Source organism: Roseomonas genomospecies 6, from assembly GCF_008365375.1.
Lineage (GTDB): Bacteria > Pseudomonadota > Alphaproteobacteria > Azospirillales > Azospirillaceae > Azospirillum.
In genome coordinates this window covers 104,040-116,892 of sequence record NZ_QOKW01000009.1, presented here as the reverse complement: position 1 = coordinate 116,892, position 12,853 = coordinate 104,040, and the positions used below count along the sequence as shown (strand labels likewise).

Genomic DNA, 12,853 nt, shown 5'->3' with positions numbered 1-12,853 from the left:
GCCGCATGCTCGCCAGGCGACACCCCTGTGTCCGCCTCGGCCATTCCGGCCACCACCTTCACCCCTTCCGAACCGAAGGCCACGTACGCGGCGTCATCCTCCACCGCATCGGCAAACAGGTCGGCGTGCCAGGAGTTCGTCGAGTCCGGCTCGCGCCGAATGACGTCCATTCCCGACCTGCTGCGCACGCTGGCCGCCCAGAAGTCGCAGAAAGACGAGTTCGAGACCACGGCCGCTTACCGCAGCCGGATCGACGGGCAGGCGTCGATCATCAAGGCCGCCCTGCGCTCGAAGACCGGATCCGAGTCCGTCATCGTATCGGTGCCGGTAAAAGCCGAGCACGCGCGTTACGACGCTGACCGCGAGATGCTCACCGTCAGCGCTACACCGAGCCCGGTACAGACCAGTCGGGCAAGCGACAGCGCCAGCGGCATCGGCTCGTCCTACCACACCGTATTTGTCACCGACGTCATCGCGCAGGACCTGGATTCGTACATCGGGGGGAACGCCTACGGCGCCAAGCGCAAGGTGATCAAATTGTCTCAACGCAACGGCGGCGTCGCCGTCGCAAGGTCGAACTCGATTCTCGACGCCGCTGCCTGGCCGTCGTCGGGGTGGTCGCGATCGTTCAACATGTCGGTCGACGAGGCGCGGGCAACCAAGGGCAATCTGCGCGTGCTCGTGATCGGCGGCCTGAATACGCCCTTCCTGCTGACCGGCTACGACGGCAACAACCCGACCATCAGCAATCCCGTCGACATCACCACGGTGACGCACGCCGTCAACCTAACCCCCGAGTGCATCGTGCTCTACGACACGCGAGCGCGGAAGGTGCTGCACAGTTTCTGATCCGACTCCGCCACTACCGTCATCGCCCTTGTCGAAGAGGAGACGGACGACCTGGGCGACGGCAACAACGTCGGATGGCCCCGGCCTCTGACCACTCCGCCTCACGAAATCCTGCAAGCGGCTGAACCCGCTCCGCTCCACGCATTCGACGCTGCGGGAGCGGATCATCGAGCACGTGTTCATCGGTGACGCTCTCCGCGATTTGTGGCGCCGCAGACTGGTGGATGTCGAAGTGATGCGCAGCGAGTTCGATGATGGCTACGACCTCGTCATGTCGCGCGGCCCCATCGTGCACCACGTTCAGTTCGAGGCCAGCACCGCGTCGCGTCCAGGCAAGGTTGGTGGGGCGGCACCGCAAGGCGCCGCTCTCCTTCGTTTCCGGGAGCAGGCACGTTCTGAGGGAGCGTGTCGTCGAGGAGTGGCGGGCTGCCCCGCCCGAGAACCGCCCCCGCTTGTTCACACACCTTTTACGGGATAACGCTCAAGGACGCGCTTTCCAGGCAGCGCAGGGCTGACGACCGCCCGAAGATCCCGAAGTTCTTCCGGAAGCACAGGAACAGCGCCTCCGATCGCGACCGCGCTTTGAGCAAATCCGGATGCAACCAACTGCGACATATCGCGTTCGAGGCGGTTCACCCAGCCCGGCAGAACCTCGATCTCACCGAACTTGAACCGCGCTCCCTTTACCTCGATCTCGCCCGAGGCGAGGTTTCGAATAAGAGGCAGTGCGGCGCTACCGCCCGTCAGTACTACGCGGATAAGCGCCGGCCCCTGCCGCAGGTTTCTGTCCGCGATCAGTTCAGCAAACTGACTGTCGACAGCAGCATCAACGATGCTGTCGCGGATCCTGGTTAGATCCAAAATGTACTGTTGATATTTCGCGTGCGACATGATCGCCTCGCGCTGGACTACTCCTTCCGCATTTGGTTTCAGCACAATCTCCGTGAAACCGTTCATGAAGACGTCACGCTTGACGTCCCTGACTTGGTTTCTCGCATCCGCCAGAAGGTAACGAAAATCGTCATCAGTGCGCGGTCGACCAGTAATCGGATCAATGCCGCAGACCCTGAACATTTCCTCAAGGACAATGGCGTCAACCGCGTTACCTGCGATCCGGCTCATGCGGACGGTCGGCTTGAGCAAGCCATACTTGAAGCCGCCGCCTTCGAGCCCCATCGCCTGAAACATGGCGAAGTCAGTGGTGCCGGCACCCGCGTCCACGACCATGAACAGAGGGCGTACGTTTGATCCTTCGGATCCAATCACTGCCGAGCCGAAGGAAGCCGAGAACCGCGATGCGCCAGCGGCGATCGGTTCGCGGACGGCAAAGTCCGCGCATGCCAGATTGGCGTCGTGTTCACGTTCTCCGCTTCGAACGGCCTCCATGACCGCGCTGACCGACGTTGTGTCCAGATCGCCCCAGCGACCATGTAGAGTGTCAGCAACCACCTGCGCTCGATGTATGAGGCGGCGCAACACACCCTCTGCCCAGGCTGCTCTGCCACTCCCTTTTGCCGTTTCGTCCACGGCATCCGCAAAACAGGGAATGCCTACACGACGCTTGACTCGTCGCAACCGTTGGCGCGCGGCATCATCCGCAACTTCCACAAGGTCTTCCAGTGCAACGAGTGCGAGATCAATCAGCCGCGCAAGAAACAGGGTGAGAAGATCACCTTCGGAGAGCAGTCCCGTGGGATCAATCGATGGAGCAACGCGCACCTCGTCGAGATCTGTTCCCACGTTGCGTTCGGTCAGTAAACGCTTAATGTTTTCAAAGCGCGAACGCGACGGGTTCGCATCAACGATCGAGTGGTCTTCGGCATCCCTGCCCACGAAGACCTTGCCGCGGTCGGATATGTAGATGACGGAAGGCAGCGCGAGCGAATCGCCTTCGCCAGCGGCGGCGCCCAGGACTAAAGGAAAGACGGTCGTATCATTTGGTCCCGTCGCCCACGCCTTGGACATTGCCGTCCCGAAATCCAGGCACAACCGAATTTCATCCTCGGGCGGACCATCGGAACCGTTCCACACTACGGAAATATTCGGACGTCGGGTAGGTGGGGCTTCCGGGTCTGCCGACGCCGGGACCTGATCTCCGTCAACCATGCCCCACGGTGACCGCGCATAGTCTGCGAGCACCGCCAGCGCCTCGAAGTCACCACGCGAAACAACGCCATCGGGCAACCGCAGTCGGCGGTCATCTAACACTTCTAATCGGTCGAGGAACGCGGACACCACGGCCCGCGCGTTTTCTAAGCCCATTCCTTCCCCCTCGGTTACGCCTGACGCACAATAGCCTTCCTGAGCACGTCTGCTCCGCCGTCCCGCCGCCGCCGCACGATCATTGGCTCTACAATCACAACCTTCGGATCTGGTGGCGTCACACCGTCCACGGTCTCATGGACGGCCGGGCGAAACTCGACTGGCTCGCCGGCAACACCTTCCTCTTCGAGCGCCAATGATCGTCCGAGCCGACCCACTGCCACGGCAACCGCCTTGAGACGATCCGTTGGCCATCTGAGGCGCTCAGCCTGCACGGCATCAGAGAAGACGGGGGCCAGAGCGGCGAGGATGTCACGGCTGGCGACGCGGTCGAGCGCTGTCGAGTCGCCTCCTGACGAAGTCGTTCGCTCGATACCGCGCAGCCAATCATCGACGTCTGGGGATAGCCCAACGCTTCGATCAGCGAGGGTAGTAAGAGCCGCGCGGGACGCATTCTGTGATCCAAGAGCCTGCGTCAGACGCTGGGCAAGACCTTCTGACCGCTGACCAAGACCGGCTCGGAGCCGGATTGCTCCTTCGATCAGCATCGCGACCGGACGCATCGCTTCGGCCACGGCTTCCGGATACGGAAGGGGCCGCCACCACCGCCACACGGTTTCGAGAACCGCGTACGTATCGGCTTCGGCTACAAGATCTATTCGGGCAGCGATCAAACCATCTACGGCACTGGCCGTAGCGATCGCTGCCCCGTCGATGCCGGCCGGAGCCTGCGCATTCGGCGACAGAGGTGCTATGGCACGAAGTACAGCCTGCAGCGCGATGCCTGTCGCATCGCCAACGGCAATCTGTCGCCGATGGCGGGAAATCGCGTCGCTGAAGGCCGCAAGGATGTCCCGCGCACGCTGCACGGCAGTCTTACCGGCGTTGCCCTTTTCTCTGACATGCGACCAGTCCTCAGCAGCCAACGCATCGAGCCAGACCTCGACGCGAGGTTCACACGCCACCAGTCGATCAAATGCCTCGGCGCGACAACGTGCCGACCGCTCCTCCTGGGCCAGTGTACTGATGAGCCACGGGAAGACCCACCCGTCGGGAGCAAACTTCAGCGCCCCCACGACATTCTCGCGCACCTCCGACGCCTTAGCCGCTGGGGGGAGTGCGGCCGCGTCCAGCACTCGCAAAGATGGCAACGGGCAACCCAGTGCCGAACGGAGCGCCCGTTCAACATCTCCAGCCCGCGTCTTGACGGCGTTGCCGATGCGGACGAGCACATCCACGGCTAGCAACCGATCGATCTCGGTTCCTTGTGTCACCGCATGCCCGAGCCACGAGAGTGCCTCATCAAACCGGGGGGAGGCCGCCGCTTCCAGATGCTTGCGGCGCGCCATCAACCGGCGCGCGGCGTCCCACCGCTCCGCTACCGTCCCGGCTTCAATTAGGGTTCCGAAGTCTTCGTCATCTACCATGTAGCGCTTCCGAATGCACACCGGCCAAGAGAACGCTACACCGATCGCGGCCTGGGCGCAAACGTTGCCCGCAGAGATGGTTGGACGGTCAAGGCGGGAACAAAATAGGCGATCTGACAAGTGGCAAGGACATCCACTGCGTTAGTGCGTACGTCGGTCTATCTTGGACGATACCGACCTGAACAGGTACTGGTGCCTTCATCATTGGAAGGCACCGAGGCGGCAGTGCTTAACCTTTCGATCGTGCGACCGCGTTGTCCGCTTCGGTCATCGTCCATGAGCAGACATTATCGGTCGGTGCCCTGAGAGTTGCGCTGCACGATGGCATCCGCCCGTTCCAACAGGCTTCTAATGTCGGATGCAAGGCGGGCGGCGACGGCAAGGTCTGGCTGCTCGCGCACTTCGGTTTGACGATCCTCCTTCCACCCGACCAGTTGCATCAGATTGTTGCCGCGATCGAGAAGTTCGTCGACATTCGCGACATCAGCGTTGACAAGCCTGATTACCTGGTCGGCATTGCGAACCTCCTGCAGGCGTTTGATATGGTTCGTCCACGAGCCCAGGAACGTCACAGCGGCTACCTTGTAGTCGAGTGCGCGCTCCAAGAAATCTGCCTCGTTACTCAGTGCTTCCAGATCATCGGCTTCTAATACTTGTTCAATGCGGTGGCGGTCCGCAGGGGACAACTGGGCATCGGCGTAGTATCGTGATTCTATAATCCGAAGACGCTGTAACCCGACCTGTCCACTGCCAACGCCGGTAGCAACCAAACCTTCACTGAACGGAACGCGATCCAAGGGCTGCTGGGCGTCGCCTGCGTAGACGTCGACCAGCAGCCGTCCATCCTCTGTACGCTTCCCGCAGGGAACAATCAGATCGCCGCGGGCCGTCAATGCCCTCTGCCCGTCTCGGACACGTTCCTTCATCTTCGTGATGAAACGGCTTCCCTGTGGGTCCATGACACCGTGAATGCCTGCGTCCAGCGCAATCATTTGCTGTGCAAATTCCCGCACCGCCACGAGGTTGATCGCGTTGCGCACGCCGAACTGCTGCCCCAAGTAATCTCGCATCGCGTTTGTGGTTCTTGACGGAGTTCTGTCATTGAACGACTTGGGTCCAACATGGTCGGTTTCTGGATTGCGCTCGCAGATGTAGCCGAGACGGCCGTCAAGTAGGGCGAACATAAAGTTCCCCTCGCTGAGAAAACCGATTCGACGGCCGTTTACAACGACATCGAAGAGGCCATCACCGATCATTCGGTAGTCGGGATGCCCCGACGCCAAGCATCGTTCGACGGGCGTGTTCTTGAGCCTGCGAGCAGACAATTCGTATGGCTGTGAAGGATCGTCGATATAGGGCATGGTGGCTTGCACATAGCCGCGCTTGTGCTTAGCCGTCAAGCAGCCATCAGCCTATCTCTGCATCACTTATCAATCAGGCGTGTCCCTCGGGATGCGTGACGGCGCTGCGAACCGTCTCGTCGGAGGTCATGTAACACGCGGCCGCAATCTCCAGCGCCCCCTGAACCCGGTGGCGTGTGCAGGAATATCCGTCTTCCGTCAGCGCATACACGATGGCGTGAGCCAACGCTTCCGGTTTGGTGCAGCGACAGCCGCCAGCCAGATGACGAAGAACGCTGTCGGCAAAGCAGCGCGGGTATTCGCCTGGGCCGATGCCACCCGTCATCTGCGTAGCGATCCAATGCGCAACAGAGTTCTTCCAATGGCCGGAAGTCCTGCTGTGGCGGTCCCAAGCACGATCGATGATGCGACCGCCGTCGTCCATGAGAGCGGTCCGCAGGACTTCGGCGGCGACGTCGCCAGCCCGCATAAACAGAGCGCCGGCCACCGCTTCATAGAACGCGATTGCCTCTGCGAGCACCCGCTTCTTCGGATCGGCAACCGGACCGGGCACCTGCAACGGTCCGAAGTCGTAATGCGGGCCAACATCCAAGCCGTCCTGTGCGCCGAACGTGGCGAGGATGCAGCGGTCGCAGCAGAGCAGCACACCGCTTCCGGCGTGATGCCAGCGTGCGTCCGCCAGGGTGAGCGCCAACCAACGCGGCAGGGCGGCCATAGCGGCCGCGTCGAGAACGGCCACACGCAGGTCTCCGTCCGACAGGGAGCGACCAAGAGGACCACTGAGCCAAGCCGGCATCATGGTGATGCACGTCGCGAAATCGGAACGCACATCGTCAGGCAGGTCCGCCGGCAGGCACCCGGTCACCAACATGACCTCGGATGTGCTGGAGCGAACGCCGATGTGGATCGCGTCAAGGCGCTGCTCGGCACGGAAGTCCGTCAGCCACGCCGGCACGTCCCTGGGGTCGCGCTTCGCATTCCGCGAACCGAAGAGCATCCCTTTGGTCTGTAGGGTCCGATGCGCTGCGACGATGCTGTGCCGGGACGCGACGGTGGCGGTTTGATCCAGCCACAGCCCTACCTGCACGAGTTCGTCGATGATCCTGGCTCTGACCGTGTCCATGCCCGTCTCCGTGATCGTTTCCGTCGGCAGGGCAGCCGGTGTTGTAAGGGGGCCGCCATCCTTCGGATAAGAGAGCACGGAAAGATGTGAGAAAGTTTTCAAGAAGCGCCATTCCCGCGGCCACCTCCTACTGCCTCGCCTCGTTTCAGCCTCCCTGCGCACGGCGGCTTTCCACCTGTACGGTTGGGTCTGTAACGACGAAGGCGTGAAGGTCGGCCGGCTTACCTGGCCTGCCTAGCCGCAATCACCCAGAACGACGCACCAGGATGAACCTGCTCACAGGTTCCACCGAACCTGCCCGCAATCACATCGGAGGTGGGTACGGCCAGCGTCCATGGCGTGCCACACCGCTGTGTTGCAGGACATGCATTCGAAGGCGCCCAACAGCGCGTCGCATGCGTCGATCAGGCGACCGACCTCCAAGTTGGTGAGAATCCGGCCGTGGCTTCCGGCGTTGCCGTAGGTGACAAGCCAATCTTCCGCGGCCTTGGCGAGGTCCGCAGGATCGCTCCAGCCCTCGTAGTTGCCTTGGGCGTTCCGCTTCTTGAAGCGCCCTTGTGCACGACTCCGAAAGCGCTGAACCAGATCCAAAGCGCCACGCAAATCGTTCCTTGCGCCCCGGATGAAGGGAACGGGGATTGCCAGGCGTTCAGCGATCACCGCCATCTCGACGTCCATGACAGCCCGTGCTCGGTTGGCAGCAGCCATCACGTCCACCTCAACCAAGACCCTCGACGCACCGAGGCCGTGCGGTTTGCCGTCCCACCGGATGCCGGTCGCTGGGTCTGACCAGGGCAACAGCGCCTTCGTCATCCAGCGATTACCGGGCAGCCGTCTCTTCAATTCGACGTACCAGTCGTGATCATGGGTGAGGAGCAGAACCTGGGTATCCGGAAATTCCTGCATCAACAGATCAGCAACAAAACTCCGATGTTCGCGATCAAAACTGGTCACGACATCGTCTAACATAAGCGGAAAGTTTTGCCCTCCTTTCTTTGCAAGCGCGAAGAAAATGCAGAGACCAAGGCTGTTTCGGTGTCCTTCGGAAAGGGTAAGCCGGGGTGACAATTAATTCTTGCCATGAAAGCGGAGCGCGATGTCTATCGCCTTGTTTCCATCTGGTTGATAAAGCCTCACTTCATCAACCGCTTCATCTGGATGGAGAATTAGCCACATCCGTCGCAGGTCAGTGCTGATCGAATCGATAAGAACTTCGGTCCGTTGCCGGATCTCGCTTCGAACTTCCGCCTCGACTTGCCCGAGGAAAGCGAGCAAGCCCTCGACCACGGTGATTTTCGAAGCGCAGGCTCTCCGGGTTGCATGCGACGCTGCCGCGTTCACCATCCTCTGATCGGTCACGACCTGCTCCACCGACGGCGGCACCGCCTTGACGGACTGTTCAAGGTGGGCCGCCAAAGGATGGAGATTCTCGCGCAGGCGTTCCAACTCAGGTGTCGCGACGCCTTCCCTCAGACGCTCAGCATCGAAGGACGACAGGGCTTCAAGGTTTTTGGAGACCGGCGCCTGCTCCGGCGCCAAGCGCCAAATGGCGACCTCCTTCCTGCTGAGTGCACCAATGGCCGTCACCAATGCGCTCGCCAGCCGGCCGAATGCCAGCCTGCGGGATTCAAATGCCTTCAGAGCCCCTTCCAGCCGAGTCGCTTCGAGCGAAACGTGTTCTTTGAACTCGCCGGCATCGATTTCACGACCACACGCGGGACAATGAATTAGCCCTTCATCGGCCAGTTTGCGCCCGAACATGGCTGCCGAACGCAGAACTGCGAGCCGCTCCTCAAGCAAAGGTTCCGCAAGTTTGGCCGCATGGTCGGAGGCTGTAACCGCCTCTGAAAGGCGTGACCGCAGGTCGGCTTCGTGAGCAACTTTCAGATGAAAGTGGCATGCACCTTCGGCGTCCAGCCCCGCAATGCGTTCGGAGATGCTGCGACGCAACGCCGCAAGCGTTTCTGGAAGAGTAGGCGGCACTTCCTGTTCCGGCAGGTACTTGCGATGCAGATCTTTGATAAGACCTCCCACCGAGGTAGTCGCCACGCCAGGGAACGCCGCATCCCATTCCTGTGTCAATTGGGTGAGTTGCGCTCTCAGCCGTTCGAGGCCGGCCTCTTCCTTTACCCGATTGCTGATGCTGCGCAAGTTCGCAGCAACATTCTCAATGGGCTCCAGTCCAAGGAGAGGAAGGAGAGCGGAATACTTGTCCCCCTTGCTGGAGTGGACGAACGCAGAAACCTCGTCCTGGCGCAGTATGCTCCAACCCTTCTCCCAACCCTCCAGTGCATCATTCCCCAGGAAACGGGCCGCACCATTCGCGGCCAATTCGGCCACAACCTCGAAACCTCCATCCAACTTCACTATGAACCGCCGAGATGCGCCGGCCGGACAATGGGTGTTGATGATCGCATTTTCCAGGCGACGACCACTGTATTCGTGGCCAAGATGAGCAATCTTTCCACTACACAACAGGTACTCCAAACCGTCTACAAATGTCGATTTCCCCGAACCGTTGGGGCCGTACACAACAACGCTTTTGTTGTCGGTGTTGAGCGCGATGGTATCGGCCGCGCCCCGGAACCACTCGGCGGACAGTTCTTGAATCCTCATCGATTTCCCGCCTCCAGGAAACCGAGGAATTCTTTTGCCAGTCTCGCTATCTCACCGGATGACAGTCGCCGGTCCTGCATTCCACGCATCGCAGCGTTAACCGCATTTGCGACCTCTTCCGGAACGGTGGTCACGCCAAGCGCTTCGCGTACTCTGACGTCGATCCAATCACCTTCGACTGCCTCCTTGGTCAGGAGGTCCAGTTCGCCCTCGTCAGCCATGACGCCCCCATCACATGTGAGGCCGAGGATACCAACTGAAACGCGAATAGTGAATGAGCAAGCGTTCCGAAAGGAACGTTGTAGATGCGATATGCCCTCAGTTGGAGCCTTCAGTCCCATACAGGGGATGGATGATACGCCTTGCCCGTACGGTGCTCAAAACAAAGCCTGTTGCGGCGCCGTCTTTGACAACCATTCCTCTACTGACTGACGAGTCGTTGACGGCTTCCCGGCCACAAGCCACGGCTGCACCAGGATAGCCTCCCCGACACGACACCACCGATTGACGCTCACCCTCTTCACCCCCTGACCAGAGCCGGCGCCGGCCCACCGCTTCAGCAGGGTCTCGGGGGTGAGCGCCGACAGCAGGTCGCGGCCGCACCGCCGGCAGGGCTGCGCAACCGTTCCATCCGGGCGCTCGACGTACGGAACGACCTTGAGGTGCCGGTGGGCACGAGCCCGAAGCGTTTCGGAGTCCACGATGCTCACGGTGCCTGCACCCTTTGCTCCCAGCGTCGGGGCGAACGTCGGGACATGACGACCGACCGGCGTCGCGGCGCACCAAGGAGTGATGATGGACACCTCCCCGCAGGCGCAACGCACCTGTTCGGGCACCAGCACGACTGCAAGGTCGAGAGTGCCGACATTCTCCCACTCTCCGTCCAAGAGCCCAGCCACGAAGCCGTCGAGCGGCATGACCATCCCGTCATGGGTTGGAGCCGCCCACATGCCCTGTTCGTCCTGCCCAATGCTGACCACCGGGAAGCGATGCTCACGGTGTGGGAGGTGTGGTAGGGGTGAGAACCAGTACGTGTCCGTCACGCCGGCCTTTTTCACGAGCGCCGACAGCGCTTCGATTTCGGCACGCACGCGGTCGTCCGCGCCGGATCCCGGCATCGTGGAAAGGAGAGCGACGGCGGTCACCTCGGAGCGGTTGCGAACGAGTACGACGCCGTCCTCGACGTGCATCACGTCAACGATCCCTGCGGCCGCACGGGCGCCCTGCTCGATGGCGCCAAGCGCGGCATGCCTGAACATGAGGGCGTCATGCTCGGGCGGCGGAGCGATCCTGGCCACATGGCGCAGCCAGTCATCCGGTGTCCAGCCGCCACTCCCCTCCGCCACCCCGAGCGCTTCGGGCATGGTGGGCACCGACCCGCGGCGAACCCAGGGGCCAACGTACATGGACATGCGGCCGTTACGAACTTGGATGTCGCTGTAGTCGGCAATCACGACCTCGGACGGGAGGTTCGAGGTCATATTGGCGCCGCAGACGCAGTACCGGCTCAGAGCACCTCCGGTATGGCGCCGGCCAATCGGATAGACGGCACGGCTGCTCAGCGCGGATATCGGTAGAACGACCACATCATCTCCAAAGGCGATGTCGGCTTCGCCGAAGTGCAGCGCCACATGTCGCGCCGTCGTCCCAGTCCGCCCGCAGGAAGGGCACGAAGCCGCTTCAGGGATCGATGAGTAGGGAACCGTCACATAGGTCCGCTGAACCCACTGGCTGCGGACGAAGTCGGCTGCGAACCGCTCCAGCGGCATGCGTGTTCCGGCCAGCGTCACCGAGGGTTCGTCTCCGTACTCCACGACGATCTCGGTCGGGTGGTCGGTGAACTGCTGAAGACGGGAGGTCGGGTTCAGCAGAAGGGCTTCGAAGCCCGCGGCTTTGGCCAGCAGCGCGTGCTTGCGCCGGCTCTCCAAAGCCTCCTCGCCGAGTGCCAGGAAATAGGCAATGCGTCGCCCGCCCTGGTTCGGCATCGTTTCCTCGACAACGACGTCCGGGAGCCAGCGCCCCTCGGGAGAGTCTCGCCACCTCCCTTCACTGGACTCCCAGTCGGTCAGCCCGTCAATGGCCGAGAGCAGGGCTTGGCACGCCCTACGACGATGGCGCATCGGCTGACGAAGGTTGTCCGGCAGTTTGTCGTCCTGCTTCTTGATGATCTCGGCGACGGATAGGGCGCGCCCCGTTGCCGGTCGCCGTCGCGTGACCCACCCTCTGGGCAGCAGGGGCTCGCCGGTGCGCCACCAACCGCTTGCGTCCAGGCGGATGGTTCCGTGCCGGCTGCTTATTGGATGCTGGCCCTTGAGCATGGCTTCGGGGCCGTAGCGGACCGGCGCTAAGCGTCCGCGGCAGTACGGGCACTTTTCAGCCTGCTCTTCAAGAGCGATGATGCCGTTCTGCTCCCAGGCCGCGTCCTTGAGCGGCTCGTCCTTATGGTAGCCCCCGTACCAGGAGAAGATCGGACGTGACGGGTACCGGTCGTCTGCCTCGCCCGGAAACGCGGCGATGACGCGGCCGGCCCGGATTGCGCGGCCGCAGTCCAAACACGCGGTCAGTTCCGGGATCAGAACGGCCGGCACCTTGAGCGGCCTCCGGCAGTACCACCGACCTGCCAGGTACTCCTTGACGAACTCTCCAAGCGGCTGCCGCAACACCGAACGCTGTCCCAGTGCTGCAGACGCTTTCAGTCCATCGAACTCGATGTGGATTGCGGGAAGTTCAGCCGTGGCCCAGCGACGATCAAAACCGGCATGGCCGACCAGCCACATGCCTCGAACACCAGACGCCGCGTACAACGCCTGTCGGCGCGCGTACTCGTCCAAGGACTGCCTGGACATCTGGATCTCGACGGCAACCCGCTCTTCGCCGCGTTCGCAGAGAACATCAGCCCTCCACTCCTCGCCGCTCGGTGCGAAGCCCTGGCCTTCCACCTGGACAGTCCAGCCGGCTTCCGCGGCCGCAATGGCTGCTTCGGCCTTGGCCGCCTGATGCTCTACGGACTCGCCTTCGGAGCCGCAGTCCTCGCCGAGATGATGTCTGAAAAACCGGGTGCCCGTCTCAAGCGTCACGGGGATGGCCGCTGCGGGACAGCAGGTCATGCGCAGCCCAAGGGCGCGCCACCCCGACTGCAACCGCACCCACTCCTCGGCCGAGCACCGGCCGGCGTGGATCAAACTGTCGGCAGCGTCGTAGCAGAGGAACGGCAT

General features: G+C 62.0%; 9 protein-coding genes. 1 reads left to right on the top strand and 8 read right to left on the bottom strand.

All coding sequences use genetic code 11. The features are described from left to right. Nucleotides 1–27: 27 nt before the first annotated feature. Nucleotides 28–849, top strand: coding sequence for a hypothetical protein (locus DS843_RS13765; RefSeq protein ID WP_149469460.1), 822 nt, complete (start codon nt 28–30; stop codon nt 847–849). Between the two features lie 456 nt (nt 850–1,305). Here DS843_RS13765 and DS843_RS13755 read toward each other — a convergent pair whose 3' ends face one another. The 8 genes from DS843_RS13755 to DS843_RS13720 all read right to left on the bottom strand — a co-directional run bounded on the left by DS843_RS13755 (nt 1,306) and on the right by DS843_RS13720 (nt 12,853). After that, the gene (locus DS843_RS13755; protein ID WP_149469459.1) at nt 1,306–3,111 is read right to left on the bottom strand and encodes an acetate and sugar kinases/Hsc70/actin family protein; all 1,806 of its coding nucleotides are present in this window, start codon (nt 3,109–3,111) and stop codon (nt 1,306–1,308) included. A 14-nt stretch (nt 3,112–3,125) separates the two neighbouring features. Next, nucleotides 3,126–4,538, bottom strand: a complete 1,413-nt coding sequence (locus DS843_RS13750; RefSeq protein ID WP_149469458.1) for a hypothetical protein — start codon at nt 4,536–4,538, stop codon at nt 3,126–3,128. Nucleotides 4,539–4,825: 287 nt separating this feature from the next. Next, nucleotides 4,826–5,938, bottom strand: coding sequence for a hypothetical protein (locus tag DS843_RS13745; protein ID WP_149469457.1), 1,113 nt, complete (start codon nt 5,936–5,938; stop codon nt 4,826–4,828). Between the two features lie 34 nt (nt 5,939–5,972). Beyond that, nucleotides 5,973–7,022, bottom strand: a complete 1,050-nt coding sequence (locus tag DS843_RS13740; RefSeq protein ID WP_149469456.1) for a hypothetical protein — start codon at nt 7,020–7,022, stop codon at nt 5,973–5,975. A 276-nt stretch (nt 7,023–7,298) separates the two neighbouring features. Beyond that, nucleotides 7,299–7,976, bottom strand: a complete 678-nt coding sequence (locus tag DS843_RS13735) for a hypothetical protein (protein ID WP_149469455.1) — start codon at nt 7,974–7,976, stop codon at nt 7,299–7,301. Nucleotides 7,977–8,090: 114 nt separating this feature from the next. After that, complete coding sequence (locus DS843_RS13730; protein WP_149469454.1) at nt 8,091–9,638, bottom strand: AAA family ATPase; 1,548 nt, start codon at nt 9,636–9,638, stop codon at nt 8,091–8,093. Then, entirely contained in the window at nt 9,635–9,859 is a 225-nt protein-coding gene (locus DS843_RS13725) for a hypothetical protein (RefSeq protein ID WP_149469453.1), read from the bottom strand. The genes DS843_RS13730 and DS843_RS13725 overlap by 4 nt, the downstream gene beginning before the upstream one ends. 156 nt (nt 9,860–10,015) lie before the next feature. After that, nucleotides 10,016–12,853 (bottom strand): competence protein CoiA family protein, encoded by a 2,838-nt coding sequence (locus DS843_RS13720; protein ID WP_149469452.1) that lies wholly within the window; start codon nt 12,851–12,853, stop codon nt 10,016–10,018.

What these genes read in the sequence shown, in the direction of transcription:
- DS843_RS13755 (WP_149469459.1), bottom strand. Translation starts at nt 3,111, where the DNA reads ATGGGCTTAGAAAACGCGCGGGCCGTGGTGTCCGCGTTCCTCGACCGA.
- DS843_RS13720 (WP_149469452.1), bottom strand. Translation starts at nt 12,853, where the DNA reads ATGCCGTTCCTCTGCTACGACGCTGCCGACAGTTTGATCCACGCCGGC.
- DS843_RS13740 (WP_149469456.1), bottom strand. Translation starts at nt 7,022, where the DNA reads ATGGACACGGTCAGAGCCAGGATCATCGACGAACTCGTGCAGGTAGGG.
- DS843_RS13750 (WP_149469458.1), bottom strand. Translation starts at nt 4,538, where the DNA reads ATGGTAGATGACGAAGACTTCGGAACCCTAATTGAAGCCGGGACGGTA.
- DS843_RS13730 (WP_149469454.1), bottom strand. Translation starts at nt 9,638, where the DNA reads ATGAGGATTCAAGAACTGTCCGCCGAGTGGTTCCGGGGCGCGGCCGAT.
- DS843_RS13725 (WP_149469453.1), bottom strand. Translation starts at nt 9,859, where the DNA reads ATGGCTGACGAGGGCGAACTGGACCTCCTGACCAAGGAGGCAGTCGAA.